The sequence below is a fragment of the Streptomyces sp. MK7 genome (assembly GCF_032658145.1).
In the GTDB taxonomy this organism is placed as follows: domain Bacteria; phylum Actinomycetota; class Actinomycetes; order Streptomycetales; family Streptomycetaceae; genus Streptomyces; species Streptomyces spiralis.
Map to the genome: position 1 here is coordinate 74,735 of NZ_JAVACL010000008.1, position 19,356 is coordinate 94,090.

Here is a 19,356-nt window from a genome sequence, read left to right on the forward strand (position 1 = left end):
CAGTGAGGCAGAATCGACACAGGCCGTTCATACGATGCGGCCAAATGATCACAAGGATCACCTCACCTCCGCAGACCTGAAGGCCCCATGCCCCCCACGCTCGCCTCGCTCGTCCACCACTCCGCGCTCAAACTGACCGTGCGCGCGGGCGAGGACCGCCTGGACGTGCCCGTCCGCTGGGCGCACGTCAGCGAGCTCGCCGACCCCGTGCCGTACATGGAGGGCGGGGAGCTGTTGCTGATCACCGCGCTCAAGCTGGACGCGGAGGACCCCGAGGCCATGCGCCGCTATGTGAAGCGGCTGGCCGGCGCCGGGGTGGTCGGGCTCGGTTTCGCCGTGGGCGTCAACTACGACGAGATCCCCAAGGCGCTGGTCGACGCGGCCGAGGAGGAGGGCCTGCCGCTGCTGGAGGTGCCCCGGCGCACCCCCTTCCTCGCGATCAGCAAGGCCGTCTCGGCCGCCATAGCCGCCGAGCAGTACCGGGCGGTCACGGCGGGCTTCGCCGCCCAGCGGGAGCTGACCAAGCAGGCGCTGAGCGCGGGCCCCGAGGGGCTGCTGGCCGCGCTCGCGGCCCAGGTCGACGGCTGGGCGGCCCTCTACGACGCCTCGGGCGCCGTCGTCGCCACCGCACCCGAGTGGGCGGGCCGCAGGGCAGGCCGGCTCACGGCGGACGTCGAACGGCTGCGGGACCGGCCCGCGCCCGCGAGCGCGGTCGTCGGCGGACCGGAGACCGAGGACCGGGTGGAGCTGCACTCCATCGGCACCTCACGCCGCCCGCGCGCCGCGCTCGCCGTCGGCACCGCCGCACCCCTGGGCACCGCCGAACGCTACGCCGTGCACTCCGCGATCGCCCTGCTGACCCTCACCACCGAACGCTCCCGCTCGCTGCACGCCGCCGAGCAGCGGATCGGCGCGGCCGTGCTGCGCATGCTGCTCGCCGGTCAGCCCGACCACGCCCGGGCCGTCGCCGGCGACCTGTACGGGGGCCTGCTGGACGCGCCCTTCCGCATGATCGTCGCCGAGTCGGCCTCGGCGTCCGCGGCGCGGGCCCACGCCGACGGGCACGCGCGCGTGCAGCCGGCCAAGCCCGCCTCCGCCGCCGCGGCGACCGCCGCCGGCGGCAACGGCGGCGACCCGCTCGCGGCCCTCGCCGAGACCGTGGAGGCGGCTGCCGCACGCTCCGGGGAGGCGGTCCTCGTCGTGCCCGAGGGGGAGCGGCTGGTGGTGCTGGCCGGGGACGGCAGCGCGGCCGTCGCCGCGTGCGGCGAGTACGCCGCCGGCCTGGAGGCCGGTCGGGCGGCGGCGGTGCCGGAGCAGCCGGCCGGTGACCAGGACGAGCTGGTCGTGGGGCTGTCCGCGCCGGCCGGGCCGATCGCGGCGGCCGCCGCCTACAAGCAGGCCGAGCAGGCGCTGTCGGTGGCGCGGCGGCGCGGCCGGGTGCTCGTCGAGCACGAGCAGTTGGCCTCCGGCTCCGTGCTGCCGCTGCTGGCGGACGACGCCGTACGGGCGTTCGCGGACGGGCTGCTGCGGGCGCTGTACGAGCACGACGCGACCGGGCGCGGCGACCTGGTGGCCTCGCTTCGCGCCTGGCTGTCGCGCCACGGCCAGTGGGACGCCGCCGCCGCCGACCTCGGCGTGCACCGGCACACCCTGCGCTACCGGATGCGGCGGGTGGAGGAGATCCTCGGACGCTCGCTGGACGATCCGGACGTGCGGATGGAGCTGTGGCTGGCGCTGAAGGCGACCTCCACGGAGTGACCCGGAGCAGTCCTGTGCCAAACCGGCGCGCCCGTGCCGCGTACTGCTCCACCTCGGACAAGCGTCCAGCCGGTGCTCCCGCCCTACCGTTGACGGCGCAAGCACACACTCCGACGCGGAAGGGCCGGGACTCCTCTATGACTTCCACCCACGCCTTCTGGCTCGCCGGCCGCCAGGCCACCGGCGAGGACACCTACGACGTCACCTCCCCGTGGGACGGCCGGCCGGTCGGCAAGGTCAGCGTGCCGACCGACGCCCAGGTCGAGGAGGCCGTGGCCGCCGCGCACGCCGTGCTGGACGAGTTCGCCGCCACCCCGGCCCATGTGCGCGCCGCCGCCCTGGACCACGTCAGCAAGCGGCTGGCCGAGCGCACCGAGGAGATCGCGCAGCTGATCTCCGCCGAGAACGGCAAGCCGATCAAGTGGGCGCGCGGTGAGGTCGGGCGCGCGGTGTCCGTGTTCCGCCTCGCGGCGGAGGAGGCCCGCCGGTTCAACGGCGGCGACGCCCAGCGCCTGGACACCGACGCGGGCGGCCAGGGCCGCCTCGCCGTCACCCGCCGCTTCCCGAAGGGTGTCGTCCTCGGCATCGCGCCGTTCAACTTCCCGCTGAACCTGTGCGCGCACAAGGTGGCCCCGGCCATCGCCGCCGGCGCCCCGATCATCCTCAAGCCGGCCCCGGCCACCCCGCTGTCCGGCCTGATCCTCGGTGAACTGCTGGCCGAGACCGACCTGCCGGCCGGATCCTGGTCCGTGCTGACCGTCACCAACGACAAGATGCCCGCCCTGGTGCGGGACGAGCGGCTGCCCGTCATCTCCTTCACCGGCTCCGACAAGGTCGGCTACGCCATCGAGGCGTCGGTGCCGCACAAGCACTGCACCCTGGAACTGGGCGGCAACGCCGCCGCGGTCGTCCTCGCCGACTACTCCTCCGACGCCGACCTCGACTGGGCCGCGAGCCGCATCGCGACCTTCTCGAACTACCAGGCCGGCCAGTCCTGCATCTCGGTGCAGCGTGTGATCGCCGACGCCTCCGTCTACGACCGCCTGCTGCCGCGCATCGTCGCCGCCGTCGAGGCGCAGGGCACCGGCGACCCGTCCGACGACGCCACCGACGTCGGCCCGCTGGTCAGCGAGGACGCCGCCGAGCGCGTCGAGTCCTGGGTCGACGAGGCCGTGAACGCGGGCGCGAAGCTGCTCACCGGCGGCAAGCGTGACGGCGCCTCCTACGCCCCGACCGTCCTCGCCGACGTCCCGGCCGGCGTCACCCTCGCCACGGAGGAGGTCTTCGGCCCGGTCCTCACCGTGCAGAAGGTCGACGGCGAGGCCGAGGCGTTCGCCGCGGTCAACGACTCCAAGTACGGCCTCCAAGCGGGCGTGTTCACCCGCGACCTGCAGACGGCGTTCCGCGCCCACCGCGCCCTGGAGGTCGGCGGCGTCGTCATCGGCGACGCCCCGTCCTACCGCGCCGACCAGATGCCGTACGGCGGTGTCAAGCAGTCCGGCGTGGGCCGCGAGGGTGTGCGCTCGGCCATGGACGACTACACCTACGAGCGTGTCCTGGTCCTGACCGGCCTGGCCCTGTAGGGCCCGGCGACCGGTCACCGACGACGGCCGCAGCCCGCTGTGCGGGGGCTGCGGCCGTTCTTGCTTTTACCTGCCTCGAACTGCAGAGACGGCCGAATTATGGCCGGTATCCACAGGCTTGAGGGAACACCAAGAACCGCACCACCCGCGCTGTCGGCCAGGACGGGCCCAAGCCGGAGCCGTACGAAGTCGTCGCCGCGACCGGCAAGTTCGTCTTCAAGCACACCAACGTGGAGACCGCCATGGTCATCGCCAACCGCTACGCGGACAGCAAGGTTCGCGAGCAGTCCACCGACCGCATCGTCCACGAGTCCACGAACAAGTCCGCCGCGGCCAAGTAGAGAGAGGCGGCCGCGAGCTGTCGGCCACCGGAACCAGCGGGCACCAGGCAGCCGGGGCCGGTGGCTGAAGCGGTCAGTACGAGGCCGCCGCCTTCACCCGCGCGGCGGTTCGAACAGCTTCGGCGTACCACTTCAAGATCAAGCCGAGGGCTTGGATCTTGGCATCGGTCACCGGCTCGCCAGCGCCCTGCTCGGCGGAGAGCTCTCTCGTGATGTGCAGGACGGCGCCGAGGTCAGGGAGCGTCTTGTTGTAGAGCAAGACTCGGCGATTCCGGTCGCGTGGAAGCTGCTGTGGGAAGTGGGCAATGTTGCGCTCCTCCAACTCCCGCTGGATGTCTTCCATGACACGGGCGCCGGCTTTTTGAGAGTGCGCGACAATGAGCAGGAACTCTACGGTGGTTTCCTCGAACCCGCCTCCGGCCTCGATCATCTGCGGCAGCTTGTCCCATGGGCTTTCGGGCATTTCCCCCCACTTTCCGGACGCCAGTTGGTAGCAGCCCTGTCGACAGAGACCTTGACGTTACTGTCTGCTGTCCTCCGAGCGGGGCGCACTTGACAAGGAACAGTCCGCCGACCTGGCCAAGCTCCGTGAGCTGGCCACCGCGGTCGACAGCATCCGCACGGAGAAGGCGGAGCGCATCGCGGCCGCCGAGCAGGCCGCCGCCGAGATCGAGCAGCTTGCCGCCCAGGTCTGCGGCGACGACCCGGAGGGAGCCACCGCCTCCGCCGAGGAGACCGGGGAGCTGACCGAGCCCGAGTCGGTCGTCGAACCCGAGCCCTCACCGGTCACCGCTATGTCTTCGCGTAGGCATGTGGCGAAGGTGAGAAGACCCCCATCGGCGCCTTACTTGAGACTGTGGGGCTGTTTCTGGAAATTCAGCAACCAGCGGGTCGAGGGCTGATCCGTCCCGCTGGTCGTCGTGACCCTAAGTCGTACGAGGGTTGGCTGAAATTTACTGTTCGGCTGCAGTGCCGACTGTAGCGGAGTGAGTGGATTTGTGCATGATTAGCGCATTGTTGGATGCCTTGTCTCGGTGTGGTCGGGCCTCCTTCAAGGAACTCCGACTGTTGGGTGTGGCCTGTTTCTGCTGTTACAGAGACAGGCTTTGGCTTCCATGTAGGACACAACTTGTGATGTTGGCGTTTTCGGAGTGCGTTGAGAGGCTTGGGCTGAAGAGGTGTCATTTGCGCTCCGTGGTCTTTCCTTGACAGCAGGTGAGACGAGGGTTTGAATCAGGTTCACATTTGAAGATCCTGTGTTTGTAAGGGGAGGGCTGTGCGGGTGGGGTGGGGCGGTCGTAGTGCCGCAGTAGGCCGTGGGCCCAGGCGGCGCCGGTCGGCCGGCACGGCTGCGGCCGCTCTTGTCACATGCGTTGCGGCTCTGGCGCTGCCGGGCCAAGAATTCGCTGCGGCAGCGGAGGCCGATGCGCCGACTCTGTCTGAGGGGCAGCAGGCTCTGGCGCAGGCCCAGGATTCTGGTGAGCGTGTGGAGGTATTGGGGGAGCGGACCGAGCGGACCACGGTCTACGCCAATCCCGACGGCTACACCTTCACGCTGGAGGAGTCGGCGGTTCCGGTGCGGGCGCGGACGTCTGACGGTGGTTGGCAGAGGCCGGATGCCACGCTGGAGAAGCTCTCCGACGGGTCCGTGGCTCCGAAGGCCGCGGCGGTCGGCATGGCGTTCTCCGGAGGCGGCGATACGGCGCCGCTGGCCCGGATCTCCGATGAGGGCAAGTCTCTGGAGCTGGGCTGGCCGGGGAAGCTGCCGGAGCCACTACTGGACGGCCCGAGTGCCCTGTATGCCGACGTGCTGCCGGGCGTCGACCTGAAGCTGACGGCGACGCCGGAGAGTTTCCAGCCGGTGTTCGTCGTCAAGACGCCCGAGGCCGCCGCGAGTGACGATCTGAAGAAGCTCACATTCTCCCTGAAGTCCGAGGGGCTGAGCGTGCGTGAGGGGGCGGCCGGCAACCTGGCGGCGCTCGACGCGGACGGCCGTACGGTGTTCAAGGCCCCGCCGGCCCGGATGTGGGACTCGGCGGGGGATGCCGGAGACACGGGGACGCAGACGCAGCTGATGGTGACGAAGGCCGCCACGTCGTCGGAGACCGTGCCCACCGATCCCGCCGAGGCCGCGCCGTCGGGTTCCGGTCTGGAGCCCGGTCAGGGTGACACGGTGACGCACATGGATGTGGACGTCACGGCCGACTCTGTGACCGTCGTGCCGGATGCCGACATGCTCACCCAGACCGAGGCCTCGGCGTTCCCGCTGTTCATCGACCCGAAGGTGACGTGGGGCGAGTCGGAGCGCACCCTTCTGCGCAGTGACGGCTACGAGTCCTACGGGTGGGGCAACGGCGACGACGAGCAGGGCAAGGGCGCGGGCAAGTGCGGTACCTGGAGCGGGTACTACTGCGGGCCGGGCTATGTGCAGAAGCTGTACTTCGAGTTCTCCCCGGCCAGCCTGAAGGGCAAGAAGGTTCTGGACGCGACGTTCCGGGTGACCGAGCCGTGGGCGTTCCAGTGCGATCCGCGCTGGGTGGACCTGGTGCGGACGAACAACATCTCCTCTTCGACCACCTGGTCCACGCGGCCCAAGGAACTGGACTGGATGGTCGACCGGTACGTCTCCGCCGGGCGGGGATCGCTGTGTGACCCGGACTCGCCGACGGCGCCGATCGAGTTCCACGACAACCCGGACGAGTCGAACGAGAACCTCACCCCGACGGTGAGGGACTTCGCGGCCGGCAAGTTCTCGAGGCTGACCCTGGAGGTCCGGGCGCACGACGAGTCGGACACCTCGGCCTGGAAGCGGTTCAGAAACGACGCGGTGCTGTCGGTGGTCTTCATCGGCCTGCCGGCCAAGCCGACCGATCTGGGCCTGAAGGGCGGAGGAACGAGCACCACGCCGGTGTGCGAGCGCAGCGCGAGCGATCCCGCCATCGTGTCCAACCCCCAGCCCACACTCGTGGCCAGGGCCCAGACGGCGTCGGGCGGCGAGTCGGGCGCACAACTGCGGGTCTACTTCGACCTCGACATCCAGAACAGCGACGGATCCTGGTCGGACGCGCCGGCGGGCAACGGCTCGCTGAGTCCCTCGACGAGCTACGTCGGCGACAATTCCGTCGTGTCGTTGGTGTGGTCGAAGCTGACCGACACCAAGCTGTACCGCTACCACGCCTGGACCTGGTCCTACAACGACGACCGATCCAGCTACCTCAGCAGCACGGCTTCGGACGGCTACTGCTACTTCCGCGTCGACTCCAGCGCACCCAAGGCACCGAAGGTCACCATCGGCACGCCGTACAGCGAGTGCACGCCCAACGCCTGCGCACCGGGGGGTGGGCCGGGTGTGATGGCGGCGTTCACCTTCACGCCGAACGCCGCCGACACCAACGTCGTCTCCTACGACTACAAGCTGTCCACCGCGAGCACGTGGTCGTCGACGTCGGGTCGCACGGCAACGGTCGTGCCGCAGCGTTCCGGCACGTACACCCTTCAGGTCCGGGGACGGGACAACGTCGGCAGCGGTCGGGCCGGAGACGTGGCCCAGATCGACTTCGTCGTCGCGGCCGGTGAGGGGCCAGTGGGGCGCTGGCACTTCGACGAGTCCAGTGGTGCCGCCGTGGATTCCGGCACGGCCACCGGTTCCTCACGTCACAGTGCCACGCTGACCGGTGGCGCGGTGCGCGACGGTCACGGTCGGCGAGGGCTGATGACCCATGACGCCAACGGCGCGCCGCTCGCGGAGCCGGTCACGGACAAGGGCCTGAGCCTGAACGGCACGACCGCGTACGCCGCCACGAGCACGAACGTGATCGACACCCGAGCCTCCTACACAGTGTCCGCCTGGGTGCGCCTGAACACTGCCGGCTCGTCGAACCAGACGATTCTGGGCCAGGACGGGACGTTCTACAGCGGCTTCTACCTCTCCTACCAGGGCCAGTACAAGACGTGGACGCTGCGGACGTCTCCCACGGACGCCTCCGACGGCAACATCAGCGAGCAGATCGTGGTGGCCAAGCAGCCGGCGTCAGCCGGAGTGTGGACGCATCTGGCCGCGGTGTACTACGCGCCGAAGAAGCAGATCAAGCTGTACGTCAACGGACTCCTGCAAGGGACCGACACCGTCGCACCGTCCTGGGAGGCCGGCGGGCCGTTGCAGATCGGCCGGGTGCTGTGGCGCGGCAACTACACCGACTTCCTTGCCGGGAGCATCGACGAGGTCACGGCCTGGCAGCAGGCGCTCACCGACGCACAGATCTCGGACGAGGCCAGAGCGCTGACCTCCGAGAACTATGCGGGCGTGGAACTGGTTGCCAACTGGTCGGCGGACCAGGGCAGCGGCACCACCGTTCCCGACACCACCTCCGGCTACGGCCGATCCCTCACCCTGGCCGGTGGTGCGTCCCTGGACGGCGAATCCATCGTGCTGGACGGCACGAGCGGCGCGGCGACCACGACTGGTCCGGTCGTGGACGACACCGGCTCCTTCACGGTCACCACACTGGCGTCCATCGATGGAGACAAGCTCGCCGGCAAGAACATCGGCTACACCGGCCAGGTCCTCGGGCAGCGCACCGCGGACGGGTCGTCGTGGGGGCTGTGGTACGAGCTGACGGACAAGCAGACGGTGTGGGACGACATCGCGATGAAGGAGAGGACCGTACCGGTCGGCTTCTGGCGCTTCGGTCGGCTCAACGCCGACGGCACGTTCAGCGCGGTGGCCTCCGACGAGAGCGCGATGGTGGACGGCCTGGTCCGCTTGACGGGGATGTACGACGCGCAGGCGGGAACGATCAGCCTCTATCTGGGACATGACCAGAACGGTGACCCACTCGGCTTCACTGCCAAGGCCGGCTCCGGTGACTTCGCGGTCGGCAAGGGATTCACCGGCGGAGCATGGCAGCACTACCTGCCGGGCCGCGTGGCCGAGGTGCGCCTGTGGGCAGGCGCAATGGCCAGCAACGAGCAGATCGAGGAAGCCGTGGGCGACTGATGAGCAGAAGGGGGAGGGCGGCGTTCCATGCCGCCCTCCCCTTCGCGGAGTGATTGCGGACGCGCTGCGGTCTGCGGACAACGTGCTGAACCTCTCAATGCAACTGGGTGGGCGGATTTCCATGAGTTTTGGCATAGACACCTCAAGATGGCGGCGTGCCGTCGGACGACGCCGTACGGGCCGGCTTCTGGGCCAGTCGCTGGCGCTGGCGCTGATCGTGCCGACGGGATTGGCGCAGGTGGCGCAGGCCGCCGAGTCAGGCGGCCTGGGGCGGCCTGATGTGCCCGATGCGAGGGTCAGCAAGGTCAAGGAGTTCGAGGGGCCTGGTGCGAAGAAGGCCCGTCAGAAGGTCGCCCGCGACAAGAAGGCCAACGCGGCCCAGGCGGAACAGGCGAACAGGGATCGCAAGACCACCTGGCCCAAGCAGAGCAAGGCAGCGCTCACGCTCACTCGCGGCCATGTGAGCAAGGCCGATCCCGGCGGAGTCCCGCTCACCTTGATTCCGCAGCCCGGCAACCCGACCGCCAAGCGAGCGAGTGGGGCGAAGAAGCAGGCCGTGGCGGGCGGCACGGCACGGATCAGCGTGCTGGACCAGAAGGCCGCCCGGAAGGCCGGGGTCACCGGTGTCCTGCTGACCGCCGATGCGGACACCGCGGGCACCGCCGAGGTCGGCATCGACTACAGCAGCTTCGCCTCCGCGATCGGCGGCGGCTGGTCCCAGCGGCTGCGCCTGGTGGAGCTTCCGGCCTGTGCGCTGACCACTCCTGGGCGGCCTGAGTGCCGCACGCAGCAGCCGCTGACGTCGGACAACGACACCGCCCGCCAGACTGTCTCGGCCACCGTCGATCTGGCAGCCGCATCCAGTGGCCCGTCCGAGCAGCTTCTGCGGTCCGCCGACGGCACCGCACCGGCCACGACGGTCCTCGCGGTCACGGCCGCCGCCTCTGGATCCGGTCAGTCGCCCTCGGGCACGGGCAGCTACTCGGCCACCCCGCTGTCACCGTCCTCCTCCTGGCAGGCGGGCGGCAACTCGGGCTCCTTCACCTGGTCCTACGACTTCACCCTGCCGCCCGCGGCAGCGGGACCGGTGCCTCCGCTGTCCCTGTCCTACGACTCCGGCAGCATCGACGGCCGCACCGCGACCACCAACAACCAGGGCACGCCGGTCGGTGAAGGCTTCACCCTCACCGAGTCCTACATCGAGCGCAGCTACAACTCCTGCGACGACGACGGCCACGATGGCGTCTTCGACCAGTGCTGGAAGTACGACAACGCACGCTTGGTACTCAACGGCAAGTCCACCAGACTGATCAAGGACAAGGACAGCGGCGAGTGGCACCTGGAGGACGACGACGCCTCCAAGGTGACGCGGTCCACTGGCGCGGACAACGGTGACAACGACGGTGAGTACTGGACCGTCATCACCGGGGACGGCACCAAGTACGTCTTCGGCCTGAACAAGCTGGACGGCGCGACCACCCAGCGCACCAACTCCACCTGGACGGTCCCCGTCTTCGGTGACGATTCCGGAGAGCCCGGATACACCGCCGGGGACACGTTCGGCGACCGTGCCCTCACCCAGGCGTGGCGATGGAACCTCGACTACGTCGAGGACACCCACGGCAACGCCGCCACCTACTGGTACACGGCGGAGTCGAACTACTACAAGAAGAACAAGTCGGCGACCGCCGACGCTTCCTACACCCGGGGCGGTTACCTGGGCCGGATCGAGTACGGCCTGCGCAAGGGCGCGCTGTTCACGGACAAGGCGGACGCCAAGGTCATCTTCACGTACTCCGAGCGCTGTACCGCCGCCGACTGCTCCAGCCTGACCAAGGACACCGCGGACAACTGGCCGGACGTGCCGTTCGACGCGATCTGTTCCAAGGACGACAGCGACTGCAACGCGGCCGGCCCCTCCTTCTTCACCCGCAAGCGCCTGATCGCGATCTCCACTTTCTCCTACAACGCCACCTCCAACGCCTATGACACAGTCGACGCCTGGGTTCTGACGCAGGCGTACCTCGACGGCGGTGACATCGGCGACAGCAGCGACCAGGTCCTCACCCTCAGCTCCATCACCCGCTGGGGCAAGACGGCCGACCCGTACATCCACCTCAACCCGGTCTCCTTCACCTACCAGGAGCGGCCCAACCGGGTGGATGCCACGGACGACATCCTGCCGCTGACCAGGCCCCGCATCTCCACGATCACCTCGGAGACCGGGGCGATCACCACCGTCACCCTGTCCGCGCCGGAGTGCAAGCGCAGCGAGGTGCTGGACGCCCCGCAGGACACCAACACCCGCTCCTGCTACCCCCAGTACTGGCACATCAACGGCGCCGCAACCGCCTCGGTCGACTGGTTCCACAAGTACCGCGTCCTCGCCGTGCTCGTCTCCGACCCGGCAGCGAACAACCAAGCGGTCGAGTACGCCTACGACTACAGCGGCGCCGCCTGGCACTACAACGACGACCCGTTCACACCGAAGGACGAACGCACCTGGTCGGACTGGCGCGGCTACCGCCAGGTCACCGCATGGACCGGAGCCACGGCCGTCACCCGTTCCAAGACGGTCTCGCTCTACATGCAGGGCATGCACGGGGACAAGAACAAGGACGGAACCACCAAGTCCGTCTCCATCGAGCCGCTGCTCGACACGGACGTGGACTTCGGCCCCGCCTACGACAGCGACCGCTACAAGGGCGTGCTGCGCCAGCAGGTCACCTACAACGGCAGCCAGCCCATCAGCAGCGTCTTCAAGAGCTACGTCTACAAGCAGACGGCCACGCAGACCGTCCCGGACGCCGACCCGCAAATAGCACTGTGGGTCCACAACTCCACGACCTACACCAGCACCTACCTCACCGCCTCGAAGAGCTGGCGCAGCCGCGGCACGATAGCCCGCTACGACGACCTGGGCATGGTCACCGCGCTCGACGACTACGGCCAGGTCGGCAAGGGAGGCGACGAGACCTGCACCCGCACCTGGTACGCGCGCAACGCCGACCTCGGCATCACCGGCCTGGTCTCCCGGACCCGCACCGTCGCCAAGCAGTGCTCCACGGTCGACACCTCACTCAGCCTGCCGGCCACCACCTCCACACGGGGTGACGTCCTCGCGGACGCCGCCACCGTCTACGACACCCCGACCGCCACCGCCTGGTCGGCAACCCAGAAGCCCACCAAGGGCGAAGTGTCCTGGACGGGCCGGGCCACCGGCTACGCGACCACCGCCGACCTGAACGGCGACCGCATGCCGACCGGCTGGCAGACCGTGGCGACCAGCACGTACGACGCTCTCGGCCGTCCACTGAGCACCACTGATGCCGCAGGCCACACCGCCTCGACCGTATACACACCGACCGACTCCGGCCCGCTGACGCAGACCATCGCATCCGACCCGAAGCAGTACCACACGGTCACCTTCCTGGACCCCAGACGCGGTCTGGCCCTGCGCACCTACGACGCCAACTCCAAGAAGACGGAGCTGAACTACGACGCACTCGGCCGTCTGACCGAGGTATGGCTTCCGAACCGGATCCGCGGCAGCCAAGCCCCCAACACCACCTTCGCCTACCACCTGGACAAGACCAACCCGTCATGGGTGTCGACCTCGACGCTGAAGAAGGACGGAGACACCTACAACACCAGCTATGCCCTCTACGACGCTCTCCTGCGCCCCCTGCAGACGCAGACACCGACGCCACAGGGCGGCCGCCTGCTGACCGACACCCGCTACGACACCCGGGGGCTGGCGTACCAGACGTACGCCGACATCTTCGACAACACCAGCACACCCAACGGCACCTACACCCGCGCCGAGTACGGCGAGGCCCCCACCCAGACGGAGACCGTCTTCGACGGAGCCGGCCGTCCGACCACCAGCACCCTGTACGTCTTCGGCGTCAAGAAGTGGTCCACGAGCACCAGCTACACCGGTGACTCCGTGGCAACGACCGCTCTCGAGGGCGGCTCGGCCCAGCGCACCATCACCGATATCCGAGACCAGACGACGGAGTCACGCCAGTACGCGAGCGCGAGCCCGGCCGACAGCGACTTCGGCACCGGCCCCGGCGCCTCCTACACCTCCACGACGTTCAGCTACGCCCTGGACGGCCAGCAGAACCAGATCACCGGCTCCGACGGCGCCAAGTGGACGTACGGCTATGACCTGTTCGGCCGCCAGACCAGCACCACCGACCCTGACCGCGGAACGACGACAACCGCCTACAACACCCTCGACCAGGTCATCAAGTCCACGGACTCCCGCAGCACCTCGATCCTGACCGACTACGACGAACTGGGACGGCCCACCGGCACCTGGAACGGCTCCAAGACGGACGCCAACCAGCTCACCGGCTACACCTACGACACGCTCCTCAAGGGCCTGCCCACGTCCTCCACCCGCTACGTCGGCGGCAAGACCGGCGCGGCCTACACCACAACCGTCGCCGCCTACGACAGCCTGAACCGGGCCACCGGCACACAACTCCAGCTCCCCGACAGTGACCCGTTCGTCAAGGCAGGCCAGCCCTCCACACTGCCGTTCGAGACGTACTACAACATCGACGGCACCCAGCAGTACACCAAGGAGCCCGCGCTGGGTGGCCTGGAGTCGGAGATCGTCGGGTTCAAGTACGACGACTTGGGCGACCTGATTAACTTCGGTGGGAGCACGGGCTACCTCCTCGATGTGTCCTACTCGGCCCTGGGCCAGCCAGAGCAGCTGACCCTGGGCGTAGGCGGCCCCGACAACAAGAGCGCCTACATCACCAACCGCTACGAGGCCGGCACCGGACGCCTACTCCGCAGCCATGTCACGGACCAGACCCATCCGTACATGCTGCAGGACCTCAACTACATCTACGACCAGGCCGGCAACGTCACCGCGATCAGCGACCCCACAACGCTCGGCGGAACCAGCTCGGCCGAAACCCAGTGCTTGGCCTACGACGGCCACCAGAGACTGACCGAGGCCTGGACACCCGCGTCGCAGAAGTGCACGGACACCCGCAGCGCCACCAGCCTCTCCGGCCCGGGCCCGTATTGGACCAGCTACACCTACAACACCGCCGGCCAGCGCCTCACCGAAACACAACACAAGAGCACCGGCGACACCAAGACCACCTACTGCTACACCAAGCCCACCCAGCCGCACACCCTGACAGGGGCCACCACCAAGACCGACTGCACCACCCCCGAACGCGTCTACGCCTACGACACGACCGGCAACACCACGACACGCCCCGGCACCTCCGGCGGACAGAACCTCACGTGGTCACCGGAAGGCAAGCTGTCCAAGCTCACCGAGGCAGGCACCTCCACCAACTACATCTACGACGCCGACGGCTCACTCCTGATCCGCGCCACCGACAACGGCGAGCGCATCCTCTACGCCGGCGCCACCGAACTCCACCTCCGCGCAAACGGCACCACCTGGGCCCAGCGCTACTACGCCGCAGGCGGCATCACGGCCGCCTTCCGCTCCAACGAGTCGGGAACCAACAAGCTCACCTACCTGACAGGCGACCACCACGGCACGTCCACCCTCGCCCTCACCTGGGACACCCAGGCCTACACCAAGCGCTACACCACCCCGTTCGGCGAGGAACGCGGCAAACCGCAATACGGCCCCTGGCCCGACGACAAGGGCTTCCTCGGCAAAACCCGCGACGCCAACACAGGCCTGACCCACATCGGCGCCCGCGAATACGACCCCGTCATCGGCCAGTTCCTCAGCGTTGATCCACTCCTCACGGTGGACGATGCGCAGTCCCTGAACGGATACAGCTACGCCGACAACAACCCGGCCACCCTCAGCGACCCGAGCGGGCTGATGGGCTGTGCCACTCCCATCGAATGCGGCGGCGGAACCCAGCTCGGCAACAACACACCGACGAGGAACAGCGGGGGCAAGGCGCTCAACGACCCGTCCTGGGGTTGCAACGGCTGCGACGGAAACAGCTATGACGATAACTGGTGGACCACCAGTGGATGGAGTTCAGCAGCTAGCGGTCCGGAATTGAGTCCTGGCAAGACGACGGTCTTTCCTGGCGTCGCAGTCCCCAGTGATTGGGACGGCATCAAGGAGTTTAAGCAAAATCTGCAAAGTGACCTGGGTACCGCATATTGTGGGCTGCAATGCGTTGCCAGTTGGATCACCAACCCCGATGATTCTGAGCAACTGCAAGGGGGCCAGCAGTCCCTCGCTCTTGCAAAATGGCGTGCCTGTGGGCTGATGCAGCAACATCATTGCCCGAAGGGTGTCGGTTCCTTCAAGGACGCCCTGTCGGCAATGGGCCTCATTGCCTTGGAAACCGGTGGGGGTGGGGGCCGAGGAATCAGCGGCAACTCGGGTGGGCTTCGCGGCAGGGCTGGCGGCTCGTGTCTTCACAGCTTCGTTGCCGGCACCGAGGTGCTGCTGGCAGACGGCACCACCAAGGGGATCGAAGACGTCAGGGCTGGGGATGAGGTAACCGCCACAGATCCGGCGACCGGCAAGACCACGACCCGCAAGGTCATCGACACCATCGTCACCAGGGACGACAAAGAATTTGTCGACCTGACGGTCTCCTCATCGGACCCCAGCAAGGCAGAAGGGTCCGTGATCGCTACGACCACCCATCCCTTCTGGTCACCCTCCGAAGCCGCATGGGTTGATGCCGGCAGCCTGCGCGTGGGCATGACCTTGCGTACGGCCAACGGCCACACTGTTCAGGTCTCGTCCGCCCGCCACTTCACCAGGCAACAGACCACCCACGATCTCACCATCGAGGGTATCCACACGTACTATGTACTCGCTGGTCAGACGCCGGTTCTGGTTCATAACAGTGGAGGATGCCTTCCTGCTCTCCGGAACTGGAGCAGTCAGCGGTTCCAGTTCGGGAATCAGTCCTTCTTGCTCGATAAGAAGGGAATGGAGCACATCCTCACTCGTCATCACCCGAATTATTGGGACGGCTCGGTGAAGAAAACGCAGTCCTTCTTCGATTCGAGCATGAGCGTTGATGATGTCCAAGACGCTATCGGTCAAGTCATGCGACAGAACCGCGATACGCTGGTTCAGCGAGGCAGTCAGGGCATGTATCAGATTCGCGGGAACGTCAACGGCGTCGATTACGTACTCGGCATGAATAGAGGTCGAGTGGGCCAGTTCTATCCGGAATCTCCATAACCGAAGGGCCTGTGGCGTGGTTGAGATCGAGACGTTCCTGAAGGTTGCGGGCGATGGGTTCGTGCAGGTAGAAGCCTGCCGCACCCCGCCGCCCGACCTTGACTACATTGAAGGTGCCATTCGACTGTCCGTTGATGGAATGGAAATCATCGGTACTGAAGAATGGGACTACGTTGACCAGCTCTGGTGTTATGTTGCCGAGATGGTGACGAAAATGCAGTCGTCGGGTTACGCGGAGACATATTTCCCAGATCAACCGATCAAGCTATCTTTTCGGGTCGCAGGGTCTCGCGTCTTGGTGACCGCCAAGATTGGCGAAGAAATTAAGACGGGAAATGCTTCATCTGTGGATTTCCTGAAGGCTGTCAAAGCGGCTGGGATGATCTTCTTCAGGAAGATGTCCGAGCTTGCCCCGGCTAATTCGTATGCCGAGGCGCAGCGGGAACTGTCAGTTTGACCAAGCCAGAGGCCCCGCCGGGAATTCTTGAATCCGGCGGGGCCTCTGGGCCTCTTGACGGCAGTAGTTGACGGCAACGTCAGCGGACGGCCGCGGCGCAAATAGGTGGTTCGTCGCCGTCGTCGGGCTCGCCGGTGTTCTCGGTGGGGCTGCGGAGGGCGCGGCCGAGGAGATCGATGGCGTCGCGCTGGAGGCGGAGTCGGACGTGGGCGTAGACGGTGGCAGTGACGCCGATGTGGGCATGCCCGAGGAGTTCCTTGATCACTACGAGTTCGACGCCCTGCTCCAGGAGGAGGGTGGCCGCCGAATGCCGAAGATCACGGAACCGGATGCGGCGGAGCCTGGCACGGTGGAGCAGGGTGTTGAAGTGCCGGGTGAGAGTGGCCCCTTCGATCGGGTCACCGTTGGGCCGGGTGAAGACGTAGCCGCTGTCCTTCCAGCCTCCGCCCGCCGCGTCGCGTTCGTGACGCTGGCGGATGCGGTGCTGTTCGAGGGAGCGCAGGCATGGCGTCGGCAGGGCGATACGCCGTTCTGAGCTCTGGGTCTTGGTCGGGAGGGCGGTCAGGCCGCCGGAGTTGGTGCGCTGGAGCGTGCGTCGGATGCTGGCGGTTCCGCCGGCGAGGTCGAGGTCTTCCCAGCGCAGTCCGAGGAGTTCGCCCTTCCGGAGGCCAGTGTGCAGAGCGAGTTCGAACAGCGCCTGCAGCCGGTGCCCGTTGGTGACGGCCAGGAACTTGCGCGCTTCGTCGACGGTGAGGGGTTCGAAGCGTCGGGGCCGGGGCGTGCCGGTGCGGACGTTGCGGGCGACGTTGCGCGGGATCTCCTCCTCGCGGACGGCGTGCTCCAGGGCGGACTTGAGCACGGAGTGGACGTAGGCCAGAGTCAGCGGAGAGAGCCGCTTGGAACAGCACGCTCCGATGGCGCAGCAACGGGGCTCATCACGCCGGGCATCGATGCTGCGCGAGCAGCACTGGCAGGTGGTGCGGAGCTGGTTGAGCCAGGTACGGACGTCCTTGGCGGTGAGCTTGGTGAGCTTCTTCTTGCCGAGGCCGGGGATGAGGTAGTGGCGGACGCAGGCGGTGTAGCGGGTGTGGGTGTTCTCGCGGAGGTGGTGGACGGCGACGTTCTCCAGCCAGTACGTCAGGTACGCGGCCACGCTGCCCTGAGCGGATGGGACGGGGAGGCCGCGGTTGCTGGCGGCGATCTTCTCGGTGAGCTTGGCCAGGGCTTCCTTGCGGGTGGTGCCGTAGACGCGGACGCGTTTTTGGGTGTTGCCGGGGGCGAGGACGTATCCGGCGGCTTCCCAGCGGCCGTCCTTGCGCTGGTAGACGGTTCCGTCGCCGTTGGCGCGCACGCGGCGGGAGGCGGGGGTGTCTCGGGGCGTGGTCATCAGGCGGCTTCCTGGTCGAGGCGGGTGCGGATGAAGTCGGTAAGGGCGTGGGCCGGGATGCGGCGGGCGCGGCCGAGGGTGATCGAGGCGAGCTGTCGAGTGCGGAGCAGGTCGTAGACGGCGGAGCGGCCGAGCTGGAGGCAGGCCATGACCTGGGGCGCGGTCAGCAGTTCCTCCGGAGCCCCCTCGGAGGCCGTGGTCATCAGCAGCCCCTTTCTGCCGCGAACTGCCGTTCCAGTTCTCTGCGGTGCCAGACGGCGGCGGCGAGGAGGGCACCGCCGGGGCTGTAGCCCGAGCCCTGGTAGGCCCAGTGGCCGACGACGAGCGTGGTCGTCGGGTTGAGTTCGGGGAGGCCGGCGTGGGTGCGGGTCTGTTCGGTGCGCCAGGCGCGGCGGGCGGCGCGCAGCGCGCCGAGGGTGGTGGAGTAGCGGCGGGACTTGGTGGAGAAGTGGCCCCAGAAGCCGAGCATGTGCGCCCACTTCCAGAGCTTCAGCTGGGCGAACTCCGGGAGCTTGCCCAGCTCCCAGCAGGTGCGGATCATCTGCCGCACATGGGGTGCGACGGCGAGCCGGGGCAGCGGGCGGGCCTGGCCGGTGCCGTCGCAGGCGGTGCAGGGGAGCGGGGTTCCGTGGGGCAGGAGGGTGGCGCCACGCCCGTGACAGGGGCGGCAGAACAGGGCGCGGTCGAGGGTGCCGGAGGAGTCGGCGGACTTGGTGGCGTACTTGGCCACATAGGCGGCGACAGCTTGATCGGTGAGTTCGGTGTCGGTGCCGAAGGCGGCGATCTCGCGTACGTCGAGCTGTTCGCCCCAAGCGAGTTCGCGTTCCCCGACCGCATCCGACGTGACCCTGACGCGGACCCGTGCGGCGGCGGCTCGTTCGGCGTCGGAGAGCACGGCGACGGTGGCGAACGGCGGCGGGGCCTGACTGGTGCCGTCCGGGCCGTCGAGGCGGATCACGGCGTGGAAGTGGACCAGGCCGCGCTGCTGGTACTCGGCGACCTTGGCGAAGGAGACCCGCAGGACCTCGCGGGCGGCCTTCTGCGTCATGCCGAGCCCGGCGGCGAGTTCCCGGCGCAGATAGGTGGTGAAGCGCGCCCACAGCGCGGAGGCATGGGCGTTGAACAGGACCGCGCCCGCGTAGTCGTACGTTGCCGGGTTCAGCGGCGTGCCGAGCAGTGGATCCGTCGGTTCGTGGAGCTTGCGGCAGCGGCAGGGCCGGACATCGCCGCCCGGGGTAGTGGGGCGGTTGTGGACGGGGCCGAAGGACGGTGGGGTGAGGGTGACGAAGACGCGCGGGTGGGTGCGGACGGTGTCGGGGACGTTCTTGCCGCCGGAGAGGCCGGCGCGGATGAGGTGGTAGGTGTCGGCGGCGTAGAGGCGGGAGCAGGCCGGGCAGCGGGAGGCGCGGCGGTTCCCGCACGCGGTGAGCAGGCTGCCCGTGGGCTCCTCCGTCGTCGTGTAGGAGCGCAGGACCTCACCGGTCGCGGTGTCGACGGTGGTGCTCCGCCCCGTCAGGCGGACGGGTTCGGTGCAGCCCCCGAGGCGTTCGATCTGCTGCTGGGCGCGGTCGAAGTCGGGCTGGTTGACGAGGTGGAGCAGGTCCCGCACGGCGGGGCTTGCCACGTGGCGCAGGTCCAGGGTGACCATTCGGGGCGT

The 19,356-nt window shown here is 68.1% G+C and carries 9 protein-coding genes; 5 read left to right on the plus strand and 4 right to left on the minus strand.

What is annotated here, in order from left to right; genetic code table 11:
* Positions 1-87 precede the first annotated feature (87 nt).
* Positions 88-1,758, plus strand: coding sequence for a PucR family transcriptional regulator (locus tag R2S09_RS12770; protein ID WP_306190300.1), 1,671 nt, complete (start codon positions 88-90; stop codon positions 1,756-1,758).
* A gap of 137 nt (positions 1,759-1,895) precedes the next feature.
* Positions 1,896-3,341, plus strand: a complete 1,446-nt coding sequence (locus R2S09_RS12775; RefSeq protein ID WP_316741006.1) for an aldehyde dehydrogenase family protein — start codon at positions 1,896-1,898, stop codon at positions 3,339-3,341.
* 414 nt (positions 3,342-3,755) lie between these two features.
* On the opposite strand, the gene R2S09_RS12780 is transcribed toward R2S09_RS12775, so the two are convergent.
* Positions 3,756-4,145 carry a hypothetical protein gene (locus R2S09_RS12780; RefSeq protein ID WP_316741007.1) on the minus strand — a complete coding sequence of 130 codons (390 nt, stop codon included), beginning with the start codon at positions 4,143-4,145 and terminating at the stop codon, positions 3,756-3,758.
* A 1,212-nt stretch (positions 4,146-5,357) separates the two neighbouring features.
* Between R2S09_RS12780 and R2S09_RS12785 the strand changes: the two genes are divergently transcribed.
* From R2S09_RS12785 to R2S09_RS12795, 3 genes are all read left to right on the plus strand, one after another.
* Positions 5,358-8,678 carry a LamG domain-containing protein gene (locus R2S09_RS12785; protein WP_316741106.1) on the plus strand — a complete coding sequence of 1,107 codons (3,321 nt, stop codon included), beginning with the start codon at positions 5,358-5,360 and terminating at the stop codon, positions 8,676-8,678.
* A gap of 121 nt (positions 8,679-8,799) precedes the next feature.
* Complete coding sequence (locus R2S09_RS12790; RefSeq protein ID WP_316741008.1) at positions 8,800-15,855, plus strand: RHS repeat-associated core domain-containing protein; 7,056 nt, start codon at positions 8,800-8,802, stop codon at positions 15,853-15,855.
* A 16-nt stretch (positions 15,856-15,871) separates the two neighbouring features.
* Positions 15,872-16,312: a hypothetical protein gene (locus tag R2S09_RS12795; RefSeq protein WP_316741009.1), complete on the plus strand. Its 441-nt coding sequence runs from the start codon at positions 15,872-15,874 to the stop codon at positions 16,310-16,312.
* A gap of 79 nt (positions 16,313-16,391) precedes the next feature.
* Here R2S09_RS12795 and R2S09_RS12800 read toward each other — a convergent pair whose 3' ends face one another.
* From R2S09_RS12800 to R2S09_RS12810, 3 genes are read right to left on the minus strand one after another with little or no spacing between them, the layout of a single operon-like run.
* Positions 16,392-17,699: a site-specific integrase gene (locus tag R2S09_RS12800; protein ID WP_316741010.1), complete on the minus strand. Its 1,308-nt coding sequence runs from the start codon at positions 17,697-17,699 to the stop codon at positions 16,392-16,394.
* Positions 17,699-17,902, minus strand: a complete 204-nt coding sequence (locus R2S09_RS12805; protein WP_316741011.1) for a helix-turn-helix domain-containing protein — start codon at positions 17,900-17,902, stop codon at positions 17,699-17,701. The genes R2S09_RS12800 and R2S09_RS12805 overlap by 1 nt, the downstream gene beginning before the upstream one ends.
* A complete protein-coding gene (locus tag R2S09_RS12810) occupies positions 17,902-19,347 on the minus strand; it encodes a replication initiator (RefSeq protein WP_316741012.1) in 1,446 nt (481 codons plus the stop codon). The genes R2S09_RS12805 and R2S09_RS12810 overlap by 1 nt, the downstream gene beginning before the upstream one ends.
* Positions 19,348-19,356: the final 9 nt, after the last annotated feature.

What these genes read in the sequence shown, in the direction of transcription:
- R2S09_RS12770 (WP_306190300.1), top strand. Translation starts at nt 88, where the DNA reads ATGCCCCCCACGCTCGCCTCGCTCGTCCACCACTCCGCGCTCAAACTG.
- R2S09_RS12775 (WP_316741006.1), top strand. Translation starts at nt 1,896, where the DNA reads ATGACTTCCACCCACGCCTTCTGGCTCGCCGGCCGCCAGGCCACCGGC.
- R2S09_RS12780 (WP_316741007.1), bottom strand. Translation starts at nt 4,145, where the DNA reads ATGCCCGAAAGCCCATGGGACAAGCTGCCGCAGATGATCGAGGCCGGA.
- R2S09_RS12785 (WP_316741106.1), top strand. Translation starts at nt 5,358, where the DNA reads ATGGCGTTCTCCGGAGGCGGCGATACGGCGCCGCTGGCCCGGATCTCC.
- R2S09_RS12790 (WP_316741008.1), top strand. Translation starts at nt 8,800, where the DNA reads ATGAGTTTTGGCATAGACACCTCAAGATGGCGGCGTGCCGTCGGACGA.
- R2S09_RS12800 (WP_316741010.1), bottom strand. Translation starts at nt 17,699, where the DNA reads ATGACCACGCCCCGAGACACCCCCGCCTCCCGCCGCGTGCGCGCCAAC.
- R2S09_RS12805 (WP_316741011.1), bottom strand. Translation starts at nt 17,902, where the DNA reads ATGACCACGGCCTCCGAGGGGGCTCCGGAGGAACTGCTGACCGCGCCC.
- R2S09_RS12810 (WP_316741012.1), bottom strand. Translation starts at nt 19,347, where the DNA reads ATGGTCACCCTGGACCTGCGCCACGTGGCAAGCCCCGCCGTGCGGGAC.